Source organism: Micromonospora sp. WMMD956 (assembly GCF_029626125.1).
Lineage (GTDB): Bacteria > Actinomycetota > Actinomycetes > Mycobacteriales > Micromonosporaceae > Micromonospora > Micromonospora carbonacea.
In genome coordinates this window covers 4,964,476-4,990,353 of sequence record NZ_JARUBI010000005.1, presented here as the reverse complement: position 1 = coordinate 4,990,353, position 25,878 = coordinate 4,964,476, and the positions used below count along the sequence as shown (strand labels likewise).

31 protein-coding genes, 1 tRNA gene, 1 pseudogene and 1 CRISPR repeat array (1 of these 34 only partly in view) are annotated in these 25,878 nt (G+C 71.3%); of the genes and pseudogenes, 26 read left to right on the top strand and 7 right to left on the bottom strand.

Features of this window, described 5'->3' with window-relative positions:
- Positions 1 to 597: direct repeats of the CRISPR family, unit length 28 nt; unit sequence GGATCACCCCCGCGTGCGCGGGGAACAG; it reaches 105 nt to the left of the window's first position.
- 317 nt (positions 598 to 914) lie between these two features.
- Positions 915 to 1,643 carry a GntR family transcriptional regulator gene (locus O7628_RS22570; RefSeq protein ID WP_347405209.1) on the top strand — a complete coding sequence of 243 codons (729 nt, stop codon included), beginning with the start codon at positions 915 to 917 and terminating at the stop codon, positions 1,641 to 1,643.
- Positions 1,636 to 2,550 (top strand): aminoglycoside phosphotransferase family protein, encoded by a 915-nt coding sequence (locus tag O7628_RS22565; RefSeq protein WP_278133412.1) that lies wholly within the window; start codon positions 1,636 to 1,638, stop codon positions 2,548 to 2,550. Before O7628_RS22570 ends, O7628_RS22565 begins: the two co-directional genes overlap by 8 nt.
- Positions 2,551 to 2,559: 9 nt before the next feature.
- Here the strand turns inward: O7628_RS22565 and O7628_RS22560 are convergent, their stop codons facing one another.
- Positions 2,560 to 3,921 carry a hypothetical protein gene (locus O7628_RS22560; protein WP_278133410.1) on the bottom strand — a complete coding sequence of 454 codons (1,362 nt, stop codon included), beginning with the start codon at positions 3,919 to 3,921 and terminating at the stop codon, positions 2,560 to 2,562.
- Between the two features lie 761 nt (positions 3,922 to 4,682).
- Here O7628_RS22560 and O7628_RS22555 point away from each other — a divergent pair.
- The 17 genes and pseudogenes from O7628_RS22555 to O7628_RS22475 all read left to right on the top strand — a co-directional run bounded on the left by O7628_RS22555 (position 4,683) and on the right by O7628_RS22475 (position 16,331).
- On the top strand, positions 4,683 to 5,045 hold the full coding sequence (locus O7628_RS22555; protein ID WP_278133408.1) for a DUF6284 family protein: 363 nt from the start codon (positions 4,683 to 4,685) through the stop codon (positions 5,043 to 5,045).
- Positions 5,046 to 5,093: 48 nt separating this feature from the next.
- On the top strand, positions 5,094 to 5,399 hold the full coding sequence (locus O7628_RS22550) for a hypothetical protein (RefSeq protein ID WP_278133406.1): 306 nt from the start codon (positions 5,094 to 5,096) through the stop codon (positions 5,397 to 5,399).
- A complete protein-coding gene (locus O7628_RS22545; RefSeq protein ID WP_278133404.1) occupies positions 5,396 to 6,208 on the top strand; it encodes an ABC transporter permease in 813 nt (270 codons plus the stop codon). The genes O7628_RS22550 and O7628_RS22545 overlap by 4 nt, the downstream gene beginning before the upstream one ends.
- Positions 6,205 to 6,384, top strand: a complete 180-nt coding sequence (locus O7628_RS22540; protein ID WP_278133402.1) for a hypothetical protein — start codon at positions 6,205 to 6,207, stop codon at positions 6,382 to 6,384. The genes O7628_RS22545 and O7628_RS22540 overlap by 4 nt, the downstream gene beginning before the upstream one ends.
- A gap of 82 nt (positions 6,385 to 6,466) precedes the next feature.
- On the top strand, positions 6,467 to 6,634 hold the full coding sequence (locus O7628_RS22535; RefSeq protein ID WP_278133401.1) for a hypothetical protein: 168 nt from the start codon (positions 6,467 to 6,469) through the stop codon (positions 6,632 to 6,634).
- A 113-nt stretch (positions 6,635 to 6,747) separates the two neighbouring features.
- Positions 6,748 to 6,915, top strand: coding sequence for a hypothetical protein (locus O7628_RS22530; RefSeq protein WP_278133399.1), 168 nt, complete (start codon positions 6,748 to 6,750; stop codon positions 6,913 to 6,915).
- Between the two features lie 93 nt (positions 6,916 to 7,008).
- Positions 7,009 to 9,219 (top strand): cell division protein FtsK, encoded by a 2,211-nt coding sequence (locus tag O7628_RS22525; protein WP_278133397.1) that lies wholly within the window; start codon positions 7,009 to 7,011, stop codon positions 9,217 to 9,219.
- A 386-nt stretch (positions 9,220 to 9,605) separates the two neighbouring features.
- The gene (locus O7628_RS22520; RefSeq protein ID WP_278133395.1) at positions 9,606 to 9,908 is read left to right on the top strand and encodes a hypothetical protein; all 303 of its coding nucleotides are present in this window, start codon (positions 9,606 to 9,608) and stop codon (positions 9,906 to 9,908) included.
- On the top strand, positions 9,905 to 10,198 hold the full coding sequence (locus O7628_RS22515; protein WP_278133393.1) for a DUF4326 domain-containing protein: 294 nt from the start codon (positions 9,905 to 9,907) through the stop codon (positions 10,196 to 10,198). Before O7628_RS22520 ends, O7628_RS22515 begins: the two co-directional genes overlap by 4 nt.
- Complete coding sequence (locus tag O7628_RS22510) at positions 10,198 to 10,473, top strand: hypothetical protein (protein ID WP_278133391.1); 276 nt, start codon at positions 10,198 to 10,200, stop codon at positions 10,471 to 10,473. The genes O7628_RS22515 and O7628_RS22510 overlap by 1 nt, the downstream gene beginning before the upstream one ends.
- A 99-nt stretch (positions 10,474 to 10,572) precedes the next feature.
- On the top strand, positions 10,573 to 11,553 hold the full coding sequence (locus tag O7628_RS22505) for a bifunctional DNA primase/polymerase (RefSeq protein ID WP_278133389.1): 981 nt from the start codon (positions 10,573 to 10,575) through the stop codon (positions 11,551 to 11,553).
- Positions 11,550 to 13,109, top strand: coding sequence for a hypothetical protein (locus tag O7628_RS22500; RefSeq protein ID WP_278133387.1), 1,560 nt, complete (start codon positions 11,550 to 11,552; stop codon positions 13,107 to 13,109). The genes O7628_RS22505 and O7628_RS22500 overlap by 4 nt, the downstream gene beginning before the upstream one ends.
- Before the next feature lie 445 nt (positions 13,110 to 13,554).
- Positions 13,555 to 13,749 carry a helix-turn-helix domain-containing protein gene (locus O7628_RS22495; RefSeq protein WP_278133385.1) on the top strand — a complete coding sequence of 65 codons (195 nt, stop codon included), beginning with the start codon at positions 13,555 to 13,557 and terminating at the stop codon, positions 13,747 to 13,749.
- A pseudogene (locus tag O7628_RS22490) lies at positions 13,749 to 14,000 on the top strand (site-specific integrase); the annotation flags it as partial. The gene O7628_RS22495 and the pseudogene O7628_RS22490, both read left to right, overlap by 1 nt.
- Before the next feature lie 100 nt (positions 14,001 to 14,100).
- Positions 14,101 to 14,934, top strand: coding sequence for an IS5 family transposase (locus O7628_RS22485; protein WP_278127551.1), 834 nt, complete (start codon positions 14,101 to 14,103; stop codon positions 14,932 to 14,934).
- Positions 14,931 to 15,350, top strand: a complete 420-nt coding sequence (locus O7628_RS22480) for a hypothetical protein (RefSeq protein ID WP_278127552.1) — start codon at positions 14,931 to 14,933, stop codon at positions 15,348 to 15,350. Before O7628_RS22485 ends, O7628_RS22480 begins: the two co-directional genes overlap by 4 nt.
- A 75-nt stretch (positions 15,351 to 15,425) precedes the next feature.
- Positions 15,426 to 16,331, top strand: coding sequence for a tyrosine-type recombinase/integrase (locus tag O7628_RS22475; protein WP_347405244.1), 906 nt, complete (start codon positions 15,426 to 15,428; stop codon positions 16,329 to 16,331).
- Positions 16,332 to 16,396: 65 nt separating this feature from the next.
- On the opposite strand, the gene O7628_RS22470 is transcribed toward O7628_RS22475, so the two are convergent.
- Positions 16,397 to 16,471: transfer RNA gene (locus O7628_RS22470), tRNA-Val, on the bottom strand.
- A gap of 50 nt (positions 16,472 to 16,521) precedes the next feature.
- A complete protein-coding gene (locus tag O7628_RS22465; RefSeq protein ID WP_278133381.1) occupies positions 16,522 to 17,097 on the bottom strand; it encodes a TIGR02611 family protein in 576 nt (191 codons plus the stop codon).
- A gap of 275 nt (positions 17,098 to 17,372) precedes the next feature.
- Between O7628_RS22465 and O7628_RS22460 the strand changes: the two genes are divergently transcribed.
- Entirely contained in the window at positions 17,373 to 17,804 is a 432-nt protein-coding gene (locus O7628_RS22460) for an SsgA family sporulation/cell division regulator (RefSeq protein ID WP_007075525.1), read from the top strand.
- Positions 17,805 to 17,892: 88 nt separating this feature from the next.
- Here the strand turns inward: O7628_RS22460 and O7628_RS22455 are convergent, their stop codons facing one another.
- On the bottom strand, positions 17,893 to 18,669 hold the full coding sequence (locus O7628_RS22455; RefSeq protein ID WP_278133378.1) for a RhlG family 3-oxoacyl-ACP reductase: 777 nt from the start codon (positions 18,667 to 18,669) through the stop codon (positions 17,893 to 17,895).
- A 201-nt stretch (positions 18,670 to 18,870) separates the two neighbouring features.
- Between O7628_RS22455 and O7628_RS22450 the strand changes: the two genes are divergently transcribed.
- Positions 18,871 to 19,767: a helix-turn-helix transcriptional regulator gene (locus O7628_RS22450; protein WP_278133376.1), complete on the top strand. Its 897-nt coding sequence runs from the start codon at positions 18,871 to 18,873 to the stop codon at positions 19,765 to 19,767.
- 21 nt (positions 19,768 to 19,788) lie between these two features.
- Positions 19,789 to 20,244 (top strand): Rrf2 family transcriptional regulator, encoded by a 456-nt coding sequence (locus O7628_RS22445; RefSeq protein WP_043962626.1) that lies wholly within the window; start codon positions 19,789 to 19,791, stop codon positions 20,242 to 20,244.
- 11 nt (positions 20,245 to 20,255) lie between these two features.
- Here the strand turns inward: O7628_RS22445 and O7628_RS22440 are convergent, their stop codons facing one another.
- The gene (locus O7628_RS22440) at positions 20,256 to 20,780 is read right to left on the bottom strand and encodes a flavin reductase family protein (RefSeq protein WP_347405243.1); all 525 of its coding nucleotides are present in this window, start codon (positions 20,778 to 20,780) and stop codon (positions 20,256 to 20,258) included.
- A gap of 324 nt (positions 20,781 to 21,104) precedes the next feature.
- Between O7628_RS22440 and O7628_RS22435 the strand changes: the two genes are divergently transcribed.
- Both O7628_RS22435 and O7628_RS22430 read left to right on the top strand, forming a co-directional pair.
- Positions 21,105 to 21,284, top strand: a complete 180-nt coding sequence (locus O7628_RS22435; RefSeq protein ID WP_007075522.1) for a DUF4236 domain-containing protein — start codon at positions 21,105 to 21,107, stop codon at positions 21,282 to 21,284.
- Between the two features lie 134 nt (positions 21,285 to 21,418).
- Positions 21,419 to 21,964, top strand: coding sequence for a potassium channel family protein (locus O7628_RS22430; RefSeq protein ID WP_278133366.1), 546 nt, complete (start codon positions 21,419 to 21,421; stop codon positions 21,962 to 21,964).
- Here the strand turns inward: O7628_RS22430 and O7628_RS22425 are convergent.
- Both O7628_RS22425 and O7628_RS22420 read right to left on the bottom strand, forming a co-directional pair.
- Complete coding sequence (locus O7628_RS22425; protein WP_278133365.1) at positions 21,930 to 22,865, bottom strand: hypothetical protein; 936 nt, start codon at positions 22,863 to 22,865, stop codon at positions 21,930 to 21,932. The genes O7628_RS22430 and O7628_RS22425 overlap by 35 nt on opposite strands.
- A gap of 61 nt (positions 22,866 to 22,926) precedes the next feature.
- Positions 22,927 to 23,448, bottom strand: coding sequence for a VOC family protein (locus O7628_RS22420; protein WP_043962622.1), 522 nt, complete (start codon positions 23,446 to 23,448; stop codon positions 22,927 to 22,929).
- A gap of 49 nt (positions 23,449 to 23,497) precedes the next feature.
- Here O7628_RS22420 and O7628_RS22415 point away from each other — a divergent pair, with 49 nt between their 5' ends.
- The gene (locus tag O7628_RS22415; RefSeq protein WP_074479201.1) at positions 23,498 to 23,956 is read left to right on the top strand and encodes a MarR family transcriptional regulator; all 459 of its coding nucleotides are present in this window, start codon (positions 23,498 to 23,500) and stop codon (positions 23,954 to 23,956) included.
- Positions 23,957 to 24,027: 71 nt separating this feature from the next.
- Positions 24,028 to 25,866 (top strand): tetratricopeptide repeat protein, encoded by a 1,839-nt coding sequence (locus O7628_RS22410; RefSeq protein ID WP_278133362.1) that lies wholly within the window; start codon positions 24,028 to 24,030, stop codon positions 25,864 to 25,866.
- Positions 25,867 to 25,878 lie beyond the last annotated feature (12 nt).

Genomic DNA, 25,878 nt, shown 5'->3' with positions numbered 1-25,878 from the left:
CCCACCGCTTTACGGTCGGATCACCCCCGCGCGCGCGGGGAACAGCAGGCGATGCGCTGGAGCAGTTCGGCGCGTCGGGGATCACCCCCGCGTGCGCGGGGAACAGGCCCGGTCGGCGTCGGCGCTCCTCGCTGGCGCGCCGGATCACCCCCGCGTGCGCGGGGAACAGCATCAGGCCGAGTCGCCGCATCAGTGACAGCAGGGATCACCCCCGCGTGCGCGGGGAACAGCTCCCGGCCTTGCCCTGCGTCCAGTCGATCACGGGATCACCCCCGCGTGCGCGGGGAACAGGGGCCGCTTGCGGACGGTCCACCGGGCGGTGACCGGATCACCCCCGCGTGCGCGGGGAACAGGTCACGGGCGATACCGGCGAGTGGCCCCAGCACGGATCACCCCCGCGTGCGCGGGGAACAGATTCCGCCCCGCGTGCAGGCCATGGTCCGGGAGGGATCACCCCCGCGTGCGCGGGGAACAGGGCTTTGCGCTCTTTCGCCTCACTCATTGAGTAGGATCACCCCCGCGTGCGCGGGGAACAGTCCAACCGCTCGATGGACTCCTCGCCGTTGGTGGGATCACCCCCGCGTGCGCGGGGAACAGGCTTCCTGACCTGCACTGCTAAAGATCAACAATGCCGATTTCATTCACTTTCCCGACCAAGATCTCTCCGCCCGCGCCGCTCGGTTGATGGTGACAAGGTACCGGTGACTCGCCGCGCTCGCGCCCCGCGCCCCGGTGGCCGCACAGCCGCTCGGCAGGCCGAAGAGCGGAATCCCACGTCATTCAGGACGCTGACCAGCGCAAACGCTGGTGATCTCGGACACGAGACACGAATACGGCACGCGGGTCACACCTCACCAGCTTCGGCGAGCGCGCCGGAAGGTGGCCGCCCGGTCGTCGGGTGCATAGCCTGATCTGTGCACCCGACGACAGCGAGGAGACCTGTGAAGACCGGAGGCATCTCAGGTGCCGGCTATCGCGAGATCGCCCAGACGCTGCGAGAGTCGATCCAAGCCGGGGAGCTAGCACCCGGGGCGGCTTTGCCCCCCGAGTCAGAGGTATGCAGACGTTGGGCCGTGTCCAGAGTGACCGCACGTCGCGCCTTGGGCGCGCTGGAGGCTGAAGGGTTGATCGAGTCGGTTGCCGGTCGGGGCCGCTTCGTGAAGGCCGAGGATCAGGGGCAACCGCGAGTCGCGAGCCGCGCCGAGTCGATCGCTGCGGAGATCCGAGCGGAGATCCAAAACGGACGACTAGCGGCCGGCGCGAGGGTAGACAGCGAGGCGTCGCTAAGCGACCGATACGGGGTTGCGCGCGGTACATCTCGTCAAGCGCTTCTGATTCTCGACAGGGACGGATTTACCACCACCATCCCGGGCCGGGGCCGCTTCGTCGCGTCACCTCACGGGAGTAATGAGATTAAGAATCGCGCGGAGGAGGTAGCGCGATCCTTAGAAGGGGAGATTCGTGCTGGCAATTTTCCAGTCGGCACCGAACTTCCCGGAGAGAAAGACCTTTCCTGGCGCTATAGCGTGGCACGCAGCACGGTTCGCCGCGCATTGGAGATTCTACAATCCAATGGCCTAATCGCGAGGCTGCCGGGCAAGCCTCGCATAGTCTTGGGGAACGACACTACCTCGGATGGATGAATTGGCAACTGAGGAAGCATCGCAGCCATTCAGTTCAACAGCGGCGGCACTAGTTCTGAGGGAAGCTTGTTCCGTCGTTGGCGCTTCATCAACCAATGCGACGCTGATGAGGCTGGGAGAGAATGCAATCTTCTCCGTTCAGCATCCTTCTCTCGTCGTTCGCATTGCTCGCAGCAGGGGCCACTTAAGGGATGCTGAGAAAGAAGTCCGTGTCGCCCGATGGCTGGAGCGGTGCGAGGTGCCCGCCGCTCGCCTCTATCCGGTAGAGCAGCCAATCCTTGTAGGTGCGCACCCCGTGACGTTCTGGCAAAAGGTTGCTGATACCGGCGACAAGGCTTCCGCAAGCGCCTTGGGCGCAGCGCTTCGTCTTGTCCACGACTGCGGAATTGACGACGCCGTTGGACTCCCAAGACTCGACATCTTTGGTCGCGTCGGTGATCGGCTGAGTAAGGCAGCGAATGTCTCGCCGAAAGTACTCGATTTCCTTCACTCCCACCTAGGCGACCTAAGAACGGCGTACGCCGCACTTTCTTTTCCAAGCCCTCCGGTCGCGCTTCACGGAGACGCACATGTCAAGAATCTAATCTGCACCCCTGACAATGAGGCAATCCTGATCGACTTTGAGGCGTTCTGCTTCGGACCGCCTGAGGTAGACCTGTCCGTCACTGCCACTGAATACGAGATCGGCTGGCACAGCCCAGAGGACTACCACGCATTCTGCGAGGCGTACGGAGCGGATGTCCGAGAATGGAGCGGCTTCCAGGTTCTTCGCGATATCAACCTGTTCAAAATGACAACCTGGCTGATGCAGAACGTAGGCGAAAGCGACCTACACGCTGAGGAGTTCGACAGGCGGCTAGCCACGTTGCGCCACCCGGCAGTAAGGTCGCAGTGGCAGCCGTTCTAGGAGAGTCTGCTACTGACCGGCCAACACTACGTCGAAGGTGGCAAGCGCTCGCTTAGCCTCTGCACTGCCGGCATGCGGAGTGAAGTCGGACCGGAGGTCTCTAACGTAGCGTAGATAGCGCTCCGACTTGAGCGCCCCAGCAAGGTGAATTGCCTCAAGCGCTACCTCAGCCGCTTTCCCCACATCGGGAGTGGGTGTGTGCAAACAGCTTGCCGCGTTTACGAGCCTGATAAAGGCATGAGTGCGAACGTAGGCAGGATCGGTAAGCGCGATAGCCTGCGTCACGAATTCCAGCGCCTGCACTGGCGAGCGCAGATCCCGAAAACAGTGGGCAGCCTCGCCCGCCATCTCGGCTTCATCGAAGTAGTATATCCAAGGCGGGTCGTCGCAGGCAGCACGACGATTGAACGCGCTTTCTGCCTCACGTAGGACACTCGCACAGCTACGACTGTCACCGGCCCCGGCTCGCGCCCTCGCCTCCATTGCAAGGAACATCGCTGAGACGGTTGCGCTCGCTACACCTCGGGTTCCCTCTTGCGCGGCACGCGCAAGTTGCGCTGCTTCCTGATGGTGCCCTAGATAGTTGGCCTGATGACTCATGTTGGCGAGTAGGCGACCGCCCATTACGCGATCGCCACCCGCCTGAGCGAGGCGGAGACCTTGAATCAGGTAGCGCTGAGCCAAGCCATGTTGACCGAGATCGTAGGCCGTCCAACCGAGAAGCTGAGCTACCTCAGCCGCCGCCGAGAACAATCTCCGCCCAACACTCTCCGAATAGATGCCGTCGAGTAGAGGCAACACGTCATGCCGGAAGTACTGTGCGAGGGCCGTCCGGGCGTGGCCGCCGCCGAATTGAAAGTCTAGGTTCATGAATAATTTGATGGTTGAGCAGACGGCAGCCACCTCAGCCATTCCTACCCGACGGCCCGTCGCGTTAACGGGCACAGATTCAGGGCGAGACAGTAGCCATGCCATGAGTGGGCCGGTCCACGCGCTTGATACCGCCGCCGCCTTTTGGAGCTCAATAGAACCGGAAATGTCATGCTCGGCCGTGCTGGTCAAGCTGCGGTAGGTATCAGGCAATGCGTCGGCGTAGTGGAGCGAATCGATTGACAACGCGCCGCGTGCTTGATAGTCGAAGCCCAGCGCGGAGGGTGTCAGCATCGCCCCCAGGGCGTCACTGAGCGCTTCGGCGATGAGGACGGCGGTCTGAGGCCGAGGTTGCACGCCATCTAGCCAGCGGCGCACATCGACGTGGGTGCAGCGGAGCTCAACTCCCCTGGCCTCGCCAAAGGCCCGGAGTCGGGCTGCACAGCCCTTGTTGGACCAACCGGCTCGTGCGAGCGCCTGCATAAGCAGCTCGTTGGGCACGCCACCTCCCCAGTGATCGAACTCTCTGCGCAGTCAAGTGTGTACTCGCCTGCAAGGTCAACACCAAGCCGGGGCAAGTGCTCCCCCAAGTGAACCCCCCGGCCGCTCCAATGAACCCCCTTGATCTCCCTGTTGACCTGCGTCGATAGCGGCTTAGCTGGGTTCCAGCACCACCACGAAGGACGCGACCTCCCAGCACCGCCCAACGCAGTGCTTGACAGGTCGCAGGTATACGTGTTCTATGGCGCATAGAACACGTATACCTGCTGGCGACTCCACAGCCGGCGGATGCGGCTTCGGCTGCTCCGCTCGTGAATCTGCTGGACCGCCGTGGCGCTTGGTGTTTGACAACTACACAGAGGTCCGGGACGCAGGGAGATCCGTCTTCCTCATTGGTCCCGAGCATGCGATCTAGGGGTGGCTGCGGGTGTCGGCCGTGACGTGTCCGGCCGCAAGACGTGTCCGCTCGCTTGCTCAACCGAGGATCGCCCGGCGTGCCAGCACGGCACGCCCTGTTCATCGCCCCCGGAGCGCGCCGACCTGGCCGCGCTCCGGCAATTCGTCCGACTGATTCGAGCTGGGAGAGGTGAGCCGTCCATGTCCGTGAGCATCGCCGCCGCCGTGCGGATTACGACCAAGAGCAGCGCCGTGTGGCGCGACTGCGGCGGGTGCGGCTTCCTCACCCCGCTGGCCCCCGCTGAGCAGCACTGCCGGTCCTGCCGGCAGTCGTCCTCTCGCCGTACCGGAAGGAACCGATCGAAGTGACCACCGACCACGACGCCACCATGGGGCCGACCGCCGCCGACCTGGCCGCGATCGAGCAGGAGTGGCCGTTGATCGCGGCCGACTTGGACCTGCTCGACGCCGAGATCGCGATGCTCTACGCCGCCGACGACGGCGGGCCGACCGTGCTGGACTGGCGCAGGCTGCGCCGGGCCGAGGCCCGGGTTACCCGCGCCGCCGCCGAGGTGACCGCCCGCCGCGCGCACGTCTGCGATCTGGTGGAGGTGCGGTTGACGACGGATTGCCGCTACGGCTGCAAGGTCCTGGCCTGCCGGAAGTGCGGTGTCGAGCAGGTGTCGCACCGGGCGGTCTACGGCTGTCCCGCCGGACGGGCCGCGTAGAGGGCCGTTGTGACGACCCCGCCGAGTATTCCCGTTGTCCTGTTCACCGTGGCCGACGCGATGGCCCGTCACGCCCTGCCGCTGCCCAAGGCGGTGGAGGTGTCCGACAGTTTCGGGCTGGACCTGAGCTTGGCCACGCACGCCGAGCTGCGCCGCTGGGCAGGGTTCATGCGCCTGCCGGTCGAGCCGTTCAACAGCCAGCCCTACACCCGTGACGACGTGCCAAAGGTCCTCACCAACGTGTACGGCCACTGGCGCGGCATCCGGGTGCGTCTGCACTGCTGCGAACCGACCCCCGACACGCCGGCCCTCTTCCCGGCGTCCACCCCTGACTTGGAGGTCATCCCGTCATGACTGCCCCGACCCTGTCCGCGTACCCGAAGCCGGTCGATGAGCTGGTGCCCGCCGCGCGGGACCTGGCCGCGCAGCTCGGCACGATCCCGTCGCGCAACCGCATCAAGAAGGAGCTGCGGGTGGGCGGGCCGAAGGCTGACGCGATCCTGGCCGAGCTGACCCGGACCCCGCTCCCCGCGCCGCCGGCCGACCCCGACCCCACCCCGGAGCCCGCCGGCCCGGCAACGGACCCGACCGAGCCCACCGAGCCGACCCCGGCCGACCCCGGCCCGGTAGCGGACCCGACGCCGGGCGACGACGACGCCCCGCCGCCGGCCAACGCGCAGCCCGCACCCGTCGCGGACCCGGGCACCAACATCACGTCCCGGCCGCCCCGGCGGGCGGTGGTGTGGCCGGTGGTGCTGATGGCATTGGGTGCGTTCGTGGCCGTCTGGTCCGGGTGGGTGGGGCTCGGCAAGCTCACCGGGTTCGGGAAGGTGGACCTGCTGCCCGGGATCGTGGACCCGGGTTCGTGGGCCACCATCGACTCCGCGATCACCCTGCCGATCGGGGTGGAGGCGTACGCCGCGTACGCGCTGTACGTGTGGTTGTCCGGGCGGGTGCCGACCCGCGCGAGGACGTTCGCCAAGTGGTCCGCGCTGGCGTCCCTCGCGGTCGGCGCGCTCGGCCAGGTCGCCTACCACCTGCTCACCGCCTACGGCGTCACCTCGGCCCCGTGGTGGATCACCACCCTCGTGGCCTGCCTGCCCGTCGCGGTGCTCGGCATGGGTGCCGCTCTGGCTCACCTCGTGCGAGAGAACGCGAAGTGACGGCCGGCGACCACGGGTACCAGGCGTTCCGCCGGTCCGGGCAGACCGGCAAGACCCGCGCGGTCAGCGCGCCTACCACCGCCGACGCCGCCCGACGCGCCGCCGACGAGGAACGGCGCAAGCTGCGGGCCGGTTCGTCGGACACGTTCGAGGTCCGCAAGCCCCGCAAGAAGTAGCCCCGCCCGGCGGCACAGCCCATCGGCCTGGAAACCAGTGCTGTGCCGCCGGCCCCTACCTGGACCGAGGAGGTCCGTCGGAATGTTCAAGCGTACTCAGCCCGCCGCCTGCACCTGCAACAACACCGGTCTTTGCGGCTACTGCCCCTCGATCGCCGTCACGGCGACCAGGGAGGCCAAGCTCCCCGCCGGCAGCGCCGGAGCGAAGGCCGCCGACCGGATCGAGCGCAAGACCAACCGCACCCGCTGATCTGACCGCCTCCGTCGCCACCGGCTCATCACCCGGTGGCGGTGGTGGCCGCCAGACCACCTGGCCACCGGAAGGGACACCTCGACATGGGCAAGAACCTGATCAGCAAAGCGGTGGACGCGATCACTCGCTGCTCCACCTGCAAGGGCAGCGGCCAGGTCGGCCACTACATCCAGCACTGCAACGACGTCATCGACCGCACCGGGCGCACCGTCGCCCGCACCGACTGCACCCGATACAAGCCCTGTCCCACCTGCGGCGGCTCGGACCGCTCCCACTAGCTGTGCCCGGCGGCACAGCCCCTCGGCCTAGGAACCGTGCTGTGCCGCCGGCCCCCTACCGATCCCTTCAGACCTGTTGGAGGAACACCCATCATGACGTCCCCCCGAGACGAATTCGACTGGCAGGCCGCCGAAGCCGACCTGACCGACCCCGCCGCCACCGATGCCGAGGTGGTCGACCTCGACGCCGTCCGGTCCCGCCGGCAGGCTCCCCCCACCGCACCGGCTGACGGGGGCGACCTGGACGACGCCCCCGACGACGACGCCGAGAGCGTCGAGACGGGGCCGGGCCGGGTGGGTGGGCCGGTCGACATGGCCGAGGACATCCCCGCCGAGGTGATGACGCGGCAGCGGGAACGGCGGCCGATCCTCGCCGAGTGGGCGCGGTCCGGCCGCGCGTTGCGGGCCGCCGTGCGGCATCAGCTCAAGGACGCCGGCTACGTGACCGCCTATCACGGGGTGCGGTTGCCGAAGTACGCGGTGAAGGCCCTCGCGTGGGCACCGATCGGCGCGGTGCGGGGGATCGGTCAGGCGGTGCGGTGGGCCAGCGCCGAGGACGGGAACTGGCACCTGCGGCAGGCCGCCGCCACGCGGGGCGACGCCGACACCTGGCTCAAGCTCGACGCACGCCGGCAGCGCCAGTCGGTGTGGCGGTGGTGGGTCCTGGCCGCCGGCACGGCCGGCACCGGAACCGGCGTCATCGTCCTCGCGGCGGGGCCGTCGTGGTGGCGGTGGGCGGCCGGGGCGGTGGTGGTGCCGTGGCTGGCGACCCGGGGCCGCCCGGCCGACAAGCCGCTCACCGACCGGGTGACCGAGGGCACCCGCTACCGCAAGCTCACCGCCGACCTGGTCCGCCGCGCGCTCACCTCCCTGCAACTGGCCGCCATCAACTCCGCGGTGGCCAAGGACCCGAAGGCGATCAGCTTCCCCATGGACATCCACCGCGACGGCCCCGGCCACCTCGCGGTGGTGGACCTGCCGTTCGGGGTGGAAGCCGCCGAGGTCGTCGCCCGCCGGGGCCGACTGGCGTCGGCGATGCGGCTGCCGTTGGATCAGGTGTGGCCGGAACCGGCCCCCGGTCACACCGGGCGGCTCGCGCTGTGGGTCGGGTACGAACCGGCGTCGCAGATGAAACAACCCGCCTGGCCGCTGCTGGCCGCCGGGGCGCGGGTGGACGTGTTCAAGGCGTTCCCGTTCGCCACCACCCCCCGCCTGGACACCGTCGCAGTGGACCTGATGTTCCGCAACTTCCTGTTCGGTGGCCAGCCGGGCAGCGGCAAGACGTTCGCGCTACGCGACCTCGTGTTGGCCGCCGCCCTCGACCCGCGCGCCGAGATCCGGGGCTACGAGTTGAAGGGCGTCGGGGACTTCGCCGTGCTGGAGCCGGTCATGGCCGAGTACGGCAACGGCTTCGACGACGACACCCTCGCGCGGTGCTTCGCGTTCATCGAGTGGCTCTACGAGGAGTGCCGCCGCCGCTCCAAGCGCATCGAGCACTACGCCAGGTTGGGCAAGGCTCCGGAGAACAAGGTCACCCCCGAGTTGGCCAGCCTCAAGGAGTCGGGGCTTCACCCCCTGGTCGCGTGGTTCGACGAGTTGCAAGAGCTGATGACCAGCAAGTACGGCAAGGACGCCGGAGAGATCCTGGAAAAGGTCATCAAGCTGGGGCGGGCGCTCGGGGTGATCATCATCATCGGCACGCAGATCCCCGACAAGGACAGCCTGCCGACCGGCGTGACCCGCAACGTCAACTCCCGCTTCTGCCTGTCCGTGGCCGACCAGAACGCCAACGACATGATCCTTGGCACGTCGGCGTACAAGCAGGGGTACCGGGCCACGGTGTTTCAGCCGGTTGTCGAGGCCGGGTGGGGCATCCTGCGCGGGTTCGGGCCGAAGGCGTCGGCGGTGCGGTCGTTCTACGTCGACACCACCGCCGCCGGCCGCATCGTCGCCCGCGCGGTCACGCTGCGGCAGGCGGCCGGGACGTTGCCCAAGCCCGACGAGCAGACCCGCGACGTCGGCCCCGTGGCCGACGTGCTCGCCGACGTGGCCCGCGTGTGGCCGGGCGACGACAAGGCGGCGTGGAATGAGACGTTGTGCGCGCTGCTGGCCGAGCTGCGGCCCGAGGTCTACGGCGGGTGGGAAGCCGCGCAGCTCACCACCGCGCTCAAGCCCCACCCCCTGATCAAGGTCGCCGACGTGGGCCGGCGCATCGACGGCAAGCCGACCACCCGGCGCGGTATCAAGCACTCCGACCTTCTCAAGGCGATTGCGGAGCGTGACCGGAAGCGGTCCGCCGGCTAGCCGCCCCGGGGGTGCTAGCGCTAGCGGCCCGACCTGCTAGCGCTAGCACCCCCGCTAGCACCTCATCCGAATCATGAGCTGCCCTCTAGCGGATAGCAGCTCACGGCCATCCATGCCCGAAAACCGGCCCTGGAGGCACATGTGACCCCCCTGATTACCCTCGCTATCACCGTTGGCGCGCCCGCCACCCTGGTCACGTTCGGTTACGCCGGGTTGTGCTGGGTCAAGCCGTTCACCCGCTGCCGGCGATGCGCTGGCACCGGCCACACCACCACCCGCATCCTGCGCCGCCCCCGCGCCTGCCGACGCTGCGACCGAGGCCAACGCCTCCGCACCGGACGCCGCGTCTACAACCACTTCCACCGCCTCCGCATAGAGGCGACCCGATGAACCCCCGCGCCGGACGGCGCGGCCACACCGGGTGGTGTGGCCGTGACCACCGCTGCAACCTTGGCGAACACCGCTCCGAAGAGATCGTGATCGACCTACCCGGCCACGGCCGCGCCGTCCTCGTGCGGGTGCGCACCGCCGCCGGGCGGGAGCACGCCGAGGTGCGCGTCAGGGTCGCCCTGGCCCCCGCCGAGATCGCCGCCCGCCGGCAACTGCTCGGCCTGCTCGGCGACCTGGCCGACACCGTCACCCGGGCCGCCGTCGCCGGCCGCCCCCGCCCCAGGAAGGCACCCCGATGACCCGTCGAATCCAACGCCGCCGCACCCCTGGTTGGCGGATGCCCGCCGGGGCCGTCTACGTCGGACGCCCCACCCGCTACGGCAACCCCTACCCGGCCACCACACCCACCGCCGCCGGCCGCGCCGCCGCCGTCGAGCAGTACCGACAGTGGATCGCCACCCACCCCGACCTGATCGCCGCCGCCCGCCGCGACCTTGCCGGCCGCGACCTGGCCTGCTGGTGCCCGCCCGACCAGCCCTGCCACGCCGACGTGCTGCTCACCGTCGCCAACCCGGCCGAGATCCGCTGATGGAAGCGTGGTTGATCGGCACCCCGGCCGAACTCGACGCCGCCATTGCCGCGCTGACCGCCGTCGCCTACGTCGTCCAGCTCGGCAACCGGCACCCGCTCGTCGGGGCCGACGCCGGCCAGTGGCGGGTGTTCCTGCGACTGGCCCTCACCACCGCCCCCACCGCGCACCGCCGACCTGCCCCGCCGCCAGCCGGCGCGGGCGGCGCGTTGGTCGACCTCAACACCGCCCGCGCCGGCCGCCGACCCGCCCACCGCCGGCAGCACGCCGGCTGACCCCGAACACCTGATCGGCGCGCTTCGCGCGCTCACTACCCCGGTGGCCAGCGTCCGCGCGGCGCTGGCCACCGAACGCCTGCGCCAGGAAGGACCGTCATGCCCGACCTGCTCGCCGCCGCGCTCGCCTACGCCGAACGTGGCTGGCACGTCTTCCCGCTACGCCCCGACACCCGCACCGCCGATGAGGACGACGCGAAGCGGCCCGCGTTCCCATCCCGCTGCACCGCCGACCGGTGCAACCTGATCGACCCCCGCTGCAAGGCAGCCGGCCGGCACGTCGGGTGGGAGAAACGCGCCACCATCGACCCGACCCGTATCCGCCGCGCGTGGTCGACCCGCCCCTACGGGATCGGTATCGCGTGCGGCCCGTCGGGGTTGGTGGTCGTCGACCTGGACGTGCCGAAGCACCCCGACGACACCCCGCCGCCGCAGTGGGCGGGCGCGGCCGGCGGCCTCGATGTGCTCGCCGCCCTGGCCGCCCGCCACAGCGGCGCCATCGACACGACCTACACCGTGACCACCGGCCGGGGCGGAAGCCACCTCTACTACCAACACCCGGCCAGCGGCCCGCAGTTGCGCAACACGACCAGTGACCGGGGTCGGGGACTCGGGTGGAAGGTCGACACCCGCGCCCACGGCGGCTACGTCGTCGCCGCCGGTTGTACGGTCGCCGGCCGCCCCTACACCGTCGCGCTCGACGTCGACCCCGCCCCGCTGCCCAACTGGCTCACCGCCCTACTCGCCCCCGCCCCGCGACCGGCGCACCGGCCCGCTGCGGTGGCGTTGCCGGCCGACCGACACGGCCGCTACCTCGCCGCCGCGATCCGCCGCCAGGTCGACCACCTCACCACCGCGCCGGACGGCACCCGCAACCACGCCCTGTTCACCTCCGCAGTCGCGCTCGGACAGCTCGCCGCCGGGGGCGCGCTCACCGAAGACGACGTGACCGCCGTCCTGGAACCCGCCGCCCTGGCCATCGGGCTACGGCCCGCCGAGATCGCCCGCACCATCGCATCCGGCCTCCGCACCGGTGCCCGCAACCCGCGCACCCTCGCCACCGATCGGAGGGCCGCATGAGCACCCGCTTGCAGATCGGCTCCGGCCCCGAAACCATCCGCGTCCTCAAAGCCGCCCTCGTCGACGGGCTACTGCCCGACACCTACGTCTCCGCCGGCTCCCTGGTCCACATGGAAGCGGTGTCCGGTGGCCTGCCCACCGCCGCCGACGAAGACTCCCCGCTGCCGATCAGCGCGAGCACCCTCAACCCCGCCGGCCTGGCCGGACTCCTCGCCGAACACGCCTACGTCTACAAGGTCAAAACCCGCAAGACCGACGGAGGAAACCCCGAAATGTACGAAGACGAGGTGACCCCGCCCCGCGACATCCTGTCGTCCGTGCTGGCCGGCAAAACCTGGCCCGGCGTACCACCCTTGCGCGGGATCATCGGCGCACCCGTGCTACGCCGCGACGGCACCCTCTTGCAGCAACCCGGCTACGACCCACAAACCGGCCTCTACCTCGCCGCGAAAGTCGCCCTCCCACCCGTACCCGACCAACCCACCCCCGAGCAGGTCCGCGACGCACGTACGTTCCTGCTCGGCCGATTCCTGCGAGACTTCCCCTGGGCCAGTGCCGCCGACCGGGCCAACTACGTGGCCTTGCTCGCCACGCCGATCCTGCGGCACTTCACCCGCAGCTTGACCCCGTTCGCGTTGATCGACGCGACCATGCCGTCATCCGGCAAAACCATCCTCACCGCCGGTCCCGGGATGCTCTACGGACAGCGCGTCATGACCTGGGCCTACTCCGACGAAGAGCTACGCAAGTCCATCACCGCCGTGTTGGCCGAGCAGGTGGGCGTGGTCATCTGGGACAACCTCGCCGAGGGAACCGTCATCGACTCCCCCGTGCTCGCCCAACTCGTCACCTCCGGCGTGTGGTCCGACCGCCAGTTGGGCGCGTCGCGCAACGTCGCCACCGTCAACGACCGGCTGTGGATGGCCACCGGCAACAACCTCCAAGTCGGCGGCGACATGGCCAGCCGCACCGTGCGCGTTCACCTCGACCCGGACATGCCCCGCCCCGAACTGCGCGACCAAGCCGGGTTCGGCATTCCCCACCTCGACCAGTGGATCACCGACCCGACCAACCAACTCACCGTCCTGTGGCACCTGCTCGTGCTGGTCCTCGACTGGACCCGCCAGGGAGCGCCCCGCGTCGGCGGGCTGTCGATGCGGCAGTTCACCCCGTGGGCGCAAGCCCTCGGCGGGTTCCTCACCCACCACGGCATCGACGGATTCCTCACCAACGCCGCCGACGTCCGCGAGATCGACGAAGACGAAACCCGATGGCGCGCGTTCCTCACCTGCTGGCACGACCGCCACGCCGGCCGGCCGATGACCGCCGCCGACCTACGCCGCGACGCCGAACCCATGCAGATCGGCAGCGACACCCACGACCCGTGGGACGGACAGTTCATCACCACCCACAACGGCCGCCTACCCAACCCGCTCCAACTCGGCCGACTCCTCACCGGCCAGGCCGGACGGTGGCGCGGCGAACACGTGATCCGGGCCGGCAAACACGAGCGCGGAAACCGGGCCGTGTTCTGGGTCGAGCGGCACCAGGGGTGAAACCCGCTGAACCATCTCGGCATCTCGGCATCTCGGCGGAACAGGCCAGCAACCAGGGACAACAGCCTGCCGAGATCAACCAATCAGCAAAAGTCAATCTCGGCATCTCGGCAGACTGGTTGCCGAGATGAACCCTGATTGCCGAGATCGGACAGCGGACCCTAAACGATCTCGGCAAGCGTTTCCGCAGCTCAACGGCACCTTTGCCGAGATGCCGAGATGCCGAGATGGTTCAGCCCTCTACGCACAGCACGCACCGACCACCGCCGCCCCACCGTCGCAGCGCGCCCGCTGAGAGCCACCCAGACAGCCGGACCCATGGCCGTACACCAGGCAGGCCGAAATCTTGGCTCTACGACGCTCTCAGCGGGCAGCCCTGTGCCGTTCTGCGGCGATAGCTTTCCGCCCCTCCCACAGGTGCCCTTTGCGAGAAAGGCCCCTCAGCGTGCGAACGAAAGCCCTCTACACCATCCCTGAGGCAATGGACCTGCTCAGCCTGAGCCGCACCGTGATCTACGAACAGATCCGATCCGGCCGACTCCGGTCGGTCGTCCAGGGCCGCGCACGACGTGTGCCGGCCGGAGCAATCGCAGAGTACGTAGCGCTGTTGGAGCGCGAGAGCATGCCGGAGGCAGCCTGATGACCAAACGTCGGAGTCGCGGGGACGGCGGCCTTCACTGGGACGAGTCCCGCCAACGGTGGATCGCATCTCTCACGGTCGGGTACACCCCGGCCGGGAAGCGCATCGTCCGGCGAGGCAGCGGCAAGACCAAGACCGAGGCCAAGGCGAAGCTCAAGGAGGTACTGCGCGACCACGAAGACGGCCTAACCATCGCCCCTCAGGGGTTCACCGTCGCGGACGCCGTCAACGACTGGCTTACCTACGGGCTCAGAGGGTGGTTCGGTAGCTTTCGTCCAATATGGGTTTGGGCTGGCATGTGAATGTGAGCCGTGGTCGTAACCGGTAGGTCCGGCCGGCGTTGGGCTGATCATGGGTGAGCGTGCGGCGTATCCGAGTGACCTGACCGATGAGCAGTGGGCGGTGGTGGGTCCGTTCCTGCAGGCGTGGAAGGACCGGCATCCGTCGGTGTCGGGGCATCAGGGTCGCTACGAGCTGCGGGAGATCGTGAATTCGATCTTCTACCAGAACCGGACGGGTTGTCAGTGGGCGTACCTGCCGCACGATCTGCCGCCGAAGTCCGCGACGTATTACTACTTCGCCCAGTGGCGTGACGACGGCACTGACCAGGTGATTCATGATCTGCTGCGGTGTCAGGCGCGGGAGAAGGCCGGCCGTCGGGAGGATCCGACCGCGGTGGTGCTGGACACTCAGTCGATTCGGGCGGCCAACCACGTCCCGGCGGCGACGACCGGCAAGGACGCGGCGAAGAAGGTGCCGGGCCGTAAGCGGGGCCTGGCGGTGGACGCGCTGGGGTTGATCATCGCGGTGGTGGTCACCGCGGCGTCGGTCACCGACAATGCGATCGGTGTGAGGCTGCTGGACAACGTCCTCGCGCACACGCCGACGGTGACCAAGGCGTGGGTCGATGCCGGGTTCAAAGACGACGTGCAGATCCACGGCGCGGTCCGAGGTATCGATGTCGAGCAGGTCCTGCGGTCCGACACGACGGCCGGGTTCGTGCCGGTGAAGCGCCGGTGGGTGGTGGAGCAGACCAACGGCACGTTGATGCTGCACCGCCGTCTGGTCCGCGAGTACGAGAGCCGACCCGCCTCCGCGGTGTCACGCACCTGGTGGGCCTCGACGGCGAACCTCATCCGCCGGTTGACCGGCACCGCCACCACGTCCTGGCGCGACCAACGGTGACGCAGCCGACGCTGCTGGCCCTGCTCACCGAACGCGAGAACGCCGCCGGCCTGGCCGTCGAGCGGCTCCGCGCCCAGATCGCTTCCCTCGACGAGCAGCTCACCGCGGCCGAGACCGAGGTCGCCGAACTCGCCATCACCCGCAAGACGCTCCTGAGCCTGGGCGGCCCACTCGATCCGGCGGCACCTGCTGACCCGACCGTCGCCAGCCCCGCCTACCAACAGATCCTCGCCGTGTTCCACGGCGCCAACGCACCGATGCGCGCCAAGGACATCTGCCAGGCCCTCGCCGCCGGCACCACCGCGAAGGACACCGAGAATCTCCGCGCGAAGCTCAAACGCCTCGTCGCCCGCCAGATCCTCACCGAACCCGAGGCCGGACTGTTCACCCTGGCCCCGCCGACGGCGTCCGCGTAACCCCCACCACCAGGGCCGCTAACGAACCGTCAAACCCGCATCGGACAAAGCCTCCCGAACCACCCTCTCAGTGGACTGGCGAAGGGCACCGTCGACAAGTGCGGCTACCTCTGCCGGGGGCACATTCTCTCCGAGCTGGGCGCGCGAAAGCTGCGCGATCTCAGCGCGGAAGATGTCGACCGGTGGCTAGCGGGCAAGGCGGAAACCCTCAGCACCCGCACCCTTGGTGAGTTGTACGCCTGCCTGAATCGGGCAGTCAATCGGGCGATGGCGCGCGACAAGGTGAAGCGAAACGTCGTCGCCCTCTGCTCGATCCCCAAGGGACAACAGGGCCGCCCGTCGAAATCGCTCACACTCGACCAAGCCAAAGCGATCCTTGCCGCCGCCGAGGACAGTCGCCTTTACGCCTATGTCGTGCTGTCCCTGCTGACTGGAGCGCGCACCGAGGAACTGCGGGCGCTTACCTGGGATCACGTCGACCTGGACGGCCGGCCCGACGATGATCCGCCGCTACCACCGTCCATCGCGGTATGGCACTCGGTCCGGGCCGGTGGCGACACCAAGACCAGGAAGTCACGGCGCACTCTCGCACTGCCGCTCCGGTGCGTGGTCGCGCTGCGGCGGCACCGGGCGCGACAGCGCCAAGACCGGGAGAAGGCTGGCAAGGACTGGCAGCCCCGGAACCTCGTGTTCGCCAGTTCGACCGGCAACGCCCTGGACGCCGCGAACGTCCGGCGAGCGTTCCGACGTGTCGCCGCTAAGGCCGGACTGACCGCCGCCGACTGGACGCCCCGGGAACTGCGACACAGTTTCGTGTCGGTGTTGTCGAGTAGCGGCGTGAGCCTGGAAGACATCGCCGACCTGTGCGGGCACTCCGGCACCACGGTCACGGAGAAGGTCTATCGGCACCAACTCCGGCCCGTGCTGCTCAGCGGCGCGGTCGCCATGGACCGCATCTTCGCGCTGACCCCGGACCGTTAGTCACTCAGTTAGGTACTCAGGACGCAAAAGAGGGCACATCCATCGATTGGATGTGCCCTCTGACCTGGTGGGCGATACTGGGATCGAACCAGTGACCTCTTCGGTGTGAACGAAGCGCTCTCCCGCTGAGCTAATCGCCCTCAGCGACGATGACTCTACCTGATCGAGGGACCGGACCGCGAATCCGGGGTCAGTGCGTCGCGAGGTAGTGCAGCGCCTGGGCCACCAGGTCGATGCCGAGGCTGTACTTGAGCGACAGCCAGACGACCGTGGCGACGAAGACGAGACCCACGGACCCGAGGACGAGGCGCACGGGCAGTGACCGGCTGGTGGCCCACCGGGTCCAGGCGTGCACGTGCCGGCGGGTGAAGGCGAGCAGCCGGCGGGCCCAGTGGAACTCGACGGCCCAGACGCCCAGCCCGGCGATGACGAGCAGCCAGCCGGGGCCGGGCAGCGGGATGAGCGCGATGCCGACGGTGACGACGATCGCACCGGCGACGGCGATGAATATCTTGAGGGCGACGCGGCCGGTGGGGTTGGCGCGGATCAGGTCGAGGGTGGTGGCGACCCGCTGCCGCAGGCGCCCGCCGCGCCGTTCGGCGACGGCTGTCCCACCCCCGGTCGGCGCGTCGCCGGGTGTTCCCGGGCCGCGCCGGCCACGTTGCTGCTTCGGCACTGCGTACCCCCGCCTTTCGGCTGCCCGAACCCCGCCGTTCGGGTTTCCGGACCGGGCCGCGACATCCACTGAGGATCGGTTCGTGGTCATTTCGTCCCCCAGTGTCGCTGCGGCCCGTCACTCCATCGGACCACTGGACGTTACCGGAGTAAGTCGACGTCTGAACCAACCCCGACGCCGGGCGGGATCAAGCATTGGGCAAAACCGGATATCGTACAAGAATTTTCACATTCTAACGGCGTTTCCGACCCTCTTCCCACCACAGGGTGAAGTCAGCGTATGGCGGAGCGTAGCCAGAGGTAGCACCTGAGTATGGGGAAAGCGGGACACGCGCGTTCCGCAGCGGTGCCGGGGGGAGAACGTCCATGAGTGTCATCCGACCGACGACCGTAGAGGTCGAGACGTCGCTAAGGCTCGTCGCGCCTGACGCCACCGCCTTGCCGGTGCGTGCCAGCCTGCGTTACGACCCTGCTGACCCGTATGCGGTCCATGTCCTGTTCCATGCCGAATCGGCCGGCGGCGAGGCGGTGAGCTGGTCGTTCGCCCGCGAGCTGCTGGTCACCGGTCTCGACGAGCCGGCCGGCATCGGCGACGTGCGGGTCTGGCCGTGGGCCACCCCGCGCGGGGACTTCGTCGCGCTGGCGCTGTCGTCCCCGGACGGCAACGCCCTGTTCGAGGTGCCGCGCAGCGTCCTGGTGCGCTTCCTACGGCGCACCTACGTCGTCGTCCCGCGCGGCCGGGAGGCCGACCACCTGGACGTCGACACGGCGGTGACCCGGCTGCTCGCCGGTCGCTGACCACGCCGCACCCGCACCCGGGGCCGCGCGGATCTGCCGAGTCCGCGCGGCCCCGGGCTGTCACCGACCACGGGTACGCGCTACGCGTTCAGCCGTGCGTCGTGACCCCGCCGTCGACGGGGATGACCGCGCCGGTCAGGTAGGCCCCGGCCCGCGACGCCAGGTAGATGGCCGCGCCCGCCATGTCGTCGGGGCGGCCGATGCGGCCCAGCGGCACCTGCTTCTCGATGGCCGACCGCGCCTCCGGGTCGTCCAGCGCGAACGCCATCATCTTGCTCTCGAACGGGCCGGGCGCGATCGCGTTGACGGTGATGTGCTCGCCGGCGAGCTGGTGGGCGAGGCTGCGGGTGAGCATGTGCACGGCCGCCTTCGTCGCCGAGTACGCGTAGACCTCCAGCCACGGCACCCGGATCCCGTCGATCGAGCCGATGTTGATCACGCGGGCGGGGTCGTCGGCGCTCGCCGCCGCCCGCAGCTCGGGCAGCAGGGCGGTGGTGAGCCGGAAGACGGCCTTGACGTTGACGGCCCACAGCTTGTCGAAGGCGCTCTCCGGGTACGCCTCCAGCGGCGCGCCCCAGGTCGCCCCGGCGTTGTTGACCAGCACGTCGAGCCGGTCCGTCCGCTCGCGGACGGCGGCGGCCAGCCCGAGCGCGCCCTCGTCGCGGCTGAGGTCGGCGGGGATCGCCTCGCAGCGGCCCTCGGCCGAGAGCTCCTTGGCGACGGCCTCGCACACGTCGGCCTTGCGGGACGAGATGACCACGTGCGCGCCGGCCCGCACGAAGCCCCGGGCGATCATCAGCCCGATCCCCCGCGATCCGCCGGTGACCAGGACCGTCTTGCCTTCGACCGAGAACAGATCTGTCATGCCCATCCCCTCGCTGTTCGGCGGGCCGCCGGGCACCCGCCGGACCCGGGCACTACCGATCGGTAACGTAGCCCGCCGGCCGCACCCCGACAAGCCACCGTCCCGCCGGACGCCACGCCGGGGCGCGCGCAGGGCCAGGTGGCGACGCTGACAGTCCCGTCGGGATGCGACCGTCCCGCGCGCGGGATACCGTCGCAGGCGATGATCCCCTCCGGTCAGCCTTCCCCGGCGTCCCGCGCCGACGCCGCCTCACCCCGACCCGACGACATCACGACGCTCGCCCTCGGCGACCTCGCCGGGGACGCCGACTGGCGACGCCCGGTCCTGCTCGACGCGGACCTGGTCGCCCTCGTCACCGGCGGCCACGGCTCCGCCGAGCTGGACTTCCGGCCGCTGCCCTGCCGCACCGGCACGCTGCTGCGCCTCCGCCCCGGCCAGGCGCTGCGGTGCGAGGGCGCGCGGCTCGACGCCGTGGTGGTGCGCTGGTCGGCCCGGGCCCTGCGGGGCCTCGACGTCGACGCCGCCGACGACGTGCCCGCATTCCGGCAGCTCGTCGGCGACGACGCCGACGTGGTGCGCGCCGAGGTGGCCCAGTTGGTGACGGACTGCCGGCGGCAGCCGGACGTGCCCGCCGCCCGCGCGCTGCTGCGCCACCAGCTCGCCGTGCTGCTGCTGCGGCTCGCGCTGCTGCCGCCGGCCACGCCGGACGCGGACGCCCCCGGGGGCGGGCAGCGCAGCGAGAATGCCACGTTCCGCCGGCTCCGCCACGAGGTCGAGCGCGGCTACCCGCACACCCGGCGGGTGGAGGACTACGCGGCCCGGATCGGCTGCTCGGTGCGTACCCTCACCCGGGCCTGCCTGGCGGCGACCGGGCGCAGCGCGAAGCAGGTGATCGACGACCGGGTGGCGCTGGAGGCCAGCCGGCTGCTCGCCGCGACCGACGAACCGATCGCCCGGATCGGTCGCCGGCTCGGCTTCCCGGAGCCGACCAACTTCGGCCGGTTCTTCACCCGGGAGGTGGGCCTGAGCCCGGGCGCGTTCCGGTCGGCGCGGGGCGGTCCGCGCGGTAACGGCCGCCCACCGGCCCGGCGGGGGTGACAGGGCGGGCATGATGAGTGGGTGCAGATCTCCGCGCGCGGCGACTATGCGGTACGGGCGGCCCTGAGCCTGGCCACCGCGTACCCTTCCCTGCTGTCGACCCAGGCCATCGCGGCGGAGCAGGACATGCCCCGCAAGTTCCTGGAGGCGGTCCTGGCGGACCTGCGCCGGGCCGGGCTGGTCCGGGCCCAGCGGGGCGCCGAGGGCGGCTACACGCTGGCCCGGCCACCGAAGGAGATCACGATAGGGGCGATCCTGCGCGCGGTCGACGGCCCGCTCGCCGGGGTGCGGGGCATGCGCCCCGAGGAGACCAGCTATGACGGGGCGGCGGAGAACCTGCCCCGGCTCTGGGTGGCCGTGCGCGCGGCGGTGCGGCAGGTGGTCGACGAGGTGAGCCTGGCGGAGATGGCCAGCGGGCGGCTGCCGGGGCACGTGCGGCGGCTGATCGCCCGCCCCGACGCGTGGGAGCCCCGCTGACCCCGGCGGGGTCAGGCCGCGCTGAACGCGCCCCGGTCGCGCGCCGACGAAGCGCCGTGCCGCCCGCCCCCGAGGGCCAGCGGCGCGGCGATGACGACGGCGTGGTCGCCCGCCGGCACCCGGTGCGCCACACGGCAGAGCAGCACCGCGAGCGCGCCGTCGACCAGCGGCACCCCGAACGGGCCGGGTGACCAGCCGGGGCCCGCAGCGAACCGGTCGGGGCGGCCGGCGGCGAGGGCGCGGGCCGCGCCCTGCTGACCGGAGGCGAACAGGTGCACGGCCACGTGCTCGGCGCGCGCGACGGCGGGCCAGCTCACCGTCGCCGAGGCGAGGCAGAACGAGACCAGCGGCGGCTCCAGCGACACGGCGGCGAACGAGGCCGCCGTGAACCCGGCCGGGGGCAGCGCCGGTCGGCCCCGGCGGGCGGGGCGGCCGGGCGTGGTGACCACGGCGACCGTGGCCGCCTGCGGGTGCAGCAGGGCGTCGAGCAGGTCGGTGTCGATGGGGCGCAGCTCGGTGGCCCCGCGCCCGTCCATGGTGGTCACGCCGGCCGCCGCGCGGGGGGCCGCCGGTCTGTCCGCTCGCGGAGGAGCTCGTCCCGGTGCGCCATGACCCCATGGTGCCGCCGCCGCCGACGGCCGGTCAACGCCCCTTCCATCAAATGAGATTTCCGCAGCACATAGCTCATGAATACGTTTCACGCAGCCTAAACAAGATCCGAAATCATATCTGTTGAGTATGCATTGCCGGCCGGTGCGCCCCGGCGGTGTCCGGTGCGGACGGACGTGGGTTTCCCGGATCGGCGTTGCGGGCATGTTCCAGTCCGACACGGCAGGGAATGGTCACGAAGGGAGCCCGCGATGGGTCTGATGTTCCGCAAGCGCAAGAAGTACGGCCCGATCATCCTGAACTTCACCGAGAACGGGTTCTCCTCCTGGAGCATCAAGATCGGTCGTTGGTCGTGGAACTCCCGCGCCAAGGCGCACCGCGTCGACCTGCCCGGCCCGCTGTCGTGGAAGCAGGACAAGTCCCGGGCGTGACGTCCCGGGGTGGAACGGGGCGCCGGTGACCCACCGGCGCCCCGCTTTGCGTTCCACCGGCGGGCCCGCGCGGCCGGCGGGCCGGGTTGGCCGAATCGCCGCCGGGGCCCGGGAGGGCGGCGGAGAATCGCCGCATGACGGGGGACGGGGCGCCGGGGCGCGCGGGGGAAGGGTCGCCGAGGCGTCAGCGCCGGGTGGCGACGCTGGCGGCCCTGCTGCTGCTGGTGGCCTACTTCCTGGTGCCGGTCGAGCAGGACCCGAACGGGCTGCGGCTGGCCGCGCGCAGCGTCGCCACGGTCGCGCTGGTGGCCGCCGACGCGTGGCTGGTCACCCGCCTGGTGCGCCGGCAGCTCGCGGTGGCCGACGACCCCGAGCAGGTGCAGGTCCGCTCGCTGCTGCAACTCGCGGTCGCCCTGATCGGGGGCCTGCTCGCGTTCGCCCTCGCCGACTACGTGATCGCCCGCAGCGCCCCGGGCGAGTTCGTCAACCTGACCACCCGGATCGACGCGCTCTATTTCACGCTGGCCACCCTCACCACCGTCGGCTACGGCGACGTGCACGCGCAGGGCCAGTTCGCCCGGGTCGCGGTCTGCGTGCAGATGGTCTTCACCATCGGCGTGGTCACCACGGGGGTGTCCATCGTGGTCAGGCAGTTGGCCCGCCAGGCCCGGCGGCGCTGATCAGCACGTCCCCGCCGAGCCTGCCGTGCTCCGGGTCGCGGGCCACCGCGCCCGCATCGAGCAGGTCGGCCAGCGCCCGGGTGGCGTCCGCCGCCCGGTAGAGGGTCGTGGTGAGGGCGAACCGGCGCAGCTCGGTCACCGTGCGGGGGCCACGGCGGGCCAGCTCGGCGAGGAGCTCGCGGGCCAGCGGGCCCGGGTCCGCCTCCGGCGCGACGTCGACGGCCCGCCCCTGCGGGTCGGCCGGGTCGCGGTAACGGACGCCGGCGGGCCCGTCGACGGCCCACAGGGCGTCCTTGAACGCCTGGAGGCTGCGGTCCGACCCGGTCGCGAACGCCAGCCGCAGCCCCGCGTCGTCGCGGGAGCCCGCCTCGCCCCGACCCGCGGGCACCGGGTCGGCCAGCAGGTCGACCTCGGCCACCAGCGGGAAGCCGGCGGCGTCCAGCGCCGGGCGCAGGGGCGCGCCGGGCGCGGTCGCCAGCAGCAGGTCGGCCGGGCGGCCGGACCGGGCGGCGGCCAGCAGCGCCGGCGTGCCGGCCGCGCCGTGGGCCAGGGTCAGCAGCGGCGCGCCGGCCGCGCCGGCCGCCTTCAGGGCCACCGGCAGCCGCGCCGGGTCGCCGGGCACCACGTGCACGGCCACCTCGGCGGGCAGCGTCGCCTCGACCGCGCCGAGGCGGGCCGGGAGGGTCTCGTCGCCGGCGGCGAGCACCAGGACGGTCAGCCGGAACCCGCGCAGCCGGTCGGCGTGCTCCCCCACCACCCGCAGCGCGGCGTCCGCGCCACCGGCGTCGGTCCCGGCGTACGCCAGGGCGAGGGTGGCCCGCCGCGAGCGGTGCAGCGCTGCGGGCAACCAGGCGTCGAGCTGTCGGACGAGCAGCTCGCGGAGGACGGCGTCGGTCGGCATCCTGCCGTTCTACCGCACCGTCCGTCGCCGGTGCGCGGCGATCCCCGGGTCTGCGCGCCGGTCAGGCCGGGACGGAGATCCCGACGCCGCCCCGGGTCTGCCCGCCGTAGCGCTGCCGCTCGCGGTCGAGGTCGAGGCGGCCGATCCGCTTGCGGGCGGTGAGCGCGGCGTCGTCGAGGAGGTCGGCCGGCACCAGCCAGACGATCTCGAACTCCAGCCCGTCGGGGTCCTTGCCGTAGAGGCTCTTGGTGGTGCCGTGGTCGGAGCTGCCGGCCAGGGCGCCGGCGGCGGCGAGCCGCTGGGCGGTGACGGCCAGCTCGTCGAGGGTGTCGACCTCCCAGGCCAGGTGGTAGAGGCCGACGGTGGCCCGGCCGGCGGTGGAGCGCCCGGCGGCCCGGCCGATCTCGAACAGGCCGAGGTCGTGGTCGTTGGTGGAGCCGGGGGCCTGGAGGAAGGCCGCGCCCCGGAACCCGTCCGGGGTCATCGGGATGGCCCGGAAGCCGAGGACGTCGCGGTAGAAGGCGACGCTGCGCTCCAGGTCGCTGACGTAGAGGACGGCGTGGTTGAGGCGGTGGATTCCCATGACCCCACCGTAGCGCGGTTTAGTTGAGCGTTCAACAATAGCCACTATGATGGTGGTCATGACCCGCTGGCTGAACCCCGACGAGCAACGCACCTGGCGGGCGTACCTGGCCGCCTCGCGGGCGCTGATGGAGAAGCTCGACCGCGAGCTGCAACGCGACGCCGGCATGCCGCACGCCTACTACGAGATCCTGGTCCGGCTCTCCGAGGCCCCCGACCGGCGGCTGCGGATGAGCGAGCTGGCCGACGCCACCGGCTCCTCCCGCAGCCGGCTCTCGCACGCCGCCGCGCGGCTGGAGGCGTCCGGCTGGATCCGGCGCGAGGACTGCCCCACCGACCGGCGCGGGCAGATCGCCGTGCTCACCGACGCCGGGTTCGCCACGCTGGCCGCCGCCGCGCCCGGCCACGTCGAGGGGGTGCGCCGGCACCTCTTCGACGCGCTCAGCCCCGCCCAGGTCGACCAACTGCGCCGCATCAGCGAGACGATGCTGGACCACCTGACCGGATGATGACCGGATGATGACCGAATCGCGATCCTCGGGGGGTTGTACTTATTGTCGCGGTGCGGCCACGATGGGGCGTGTCCCCCGCCTTCGGTGAATTGACCGGCCAGGCGCACCAGCTGGTGTCCGCCGGCGACCTGGCCGGCGCGCAACAGTTGCTCTCCGATGCGCTGCGCGACGCCGACCCCCGCCCCGACCACGCCTCGCCCGAGCTGGCCGAGGCCGCCGGCCTCCAGGCCCGCGTCCTGGTCGCGCTGGGCGAGCCGCACTCCGCGCGCGGCTGGGCCGCCTTCGCGTACGCGGCGGCGACCCGGCTGCACGGCCGCGACGACCCGCGCACCGTGGCGGCGGCGGCCACCCTCGCGGCGGTGCTGCACCGGGTCGGCAGCTACGCCCGCGCCGCCCGGCTCTACTCCGACGTCATCATCGAGCTGACCGCGTCCGACGGGCCCGAGTCGCTGCGGGTGCTGGCCGCGCACGCCGACCTGGCCACTGTGGAATACGCGCGGGGTCAGTGCGAGGTGGCCCGCGAGCGCCTCCAGGACGCCTGGGAGCTGCACCGCGAGGTCTACGGCGACGGGCACCCCAGCGGCATCAAGATGCTGGCCCGGCTCGGCTCGATGCAGCGCGACTGCGGGGAGTTCGCCGACTCCCACGACACCCTGGCCCTGGCCCGGGAGCTGTGCCGGCAGCACCTCGCCGCCGACGACCCCCTCGCCGCTCAGGTGTCGGCGCTGGCCCGGGCGGCGGCCAACCCCGGCCACGTCTGCGGGCGCGCGCCCGTCGTCGAGCGGGAGGCCCCGACCGCCGAGCCCGAGCCGCCCGTCGCGCCCACGGTGCCGGCGGCCCGCGAGGCGACGGCCGCCGAAGGCCCCCCGACGTACGAGCCGGCGTGGCCGCCCCCCGAGGAGCCCCGCCCCAGCGCCACGTGGCCGTCCTACGACGAACCCCACCCGGCCGACGACGACGTCCCGGCGTACCGGTCGGCGTGGCCGACGGAACAGGAGTGGCCGGCGGAGCAGGAGTGGCCCGCGCAGGAGCAGCCGGCCCCGCCCGTGGTGCCCGCCCCCCGGCTCCCCCCGGACGACGACCGCCGGGCGGGCGGCGAGGGCCGGCCCTGGGCCGACGACGACCCGTGGATCCGGCAGCACGCCCGCCCCGAGCCGGCGTACGCCGATCCGGGGCCGGCCCACGCCGAGCGGGACGACCGGTGGCCGGCCGAGCGGGACGACCGGTGGCCGCAGGAGCCCCGGCCGGCGGAGGGCCCGGTGCCGCCCGCGGTGCTCGGCCTCGCCGGCATGGGCGTCGACGCCCCCGCCGCCGGGGTACGCGCCGTGGGCCCGCCCCCGCCCGCGCAGGACCGCGCCCGGCTCCTCCCCGTGCTGGTCCCCCGCCCGCCCGCGCCCCCGCCGCGCCGGCTGACCCCCCTCGTGGTGCTCGCCGGGGTGACCGTGGTGGTGCTGGGCACGGCGGCGGTGGTGGCCGGGGTGGCCCGGGTCGGCGGCACGGATCCCGCGCCCGGCCCGTCGCCCTCGGCGAGCCCCCCGCCGGAGCCCGACCCGTCCGGCGCGGGGCCCTCGGGCCGGTCCCCCGGCGCGAAGCCGTCCGGCAGCCGGTCGGCCAGCCCCCGGGCCGCCGCCTCCCCCGGCAGCCCGCCGGGCGGGGTGAGCCTGCGGGACAACCGGGAGAACATCGCGCTGCGCTGGACGTACCCGGCCGGGGCCAGCGGGCCCGTCGTGCTCGCCGGTGCGCCCTCCGGGCGGCAGCCGAGCGCGTTCGAGACGCTGCCGGCGGGCACCACGAGCTTCCTCGTGTACGGGCTGGACCGCGCCGACGACTACTGCTTCACGGTGGCGGTGGTGTGGTCGGCGGAGACGGTCGGCCGCAGCCGTCAGGTCTGCACCAGCCGCCGCTGACCGCCCGCCCCG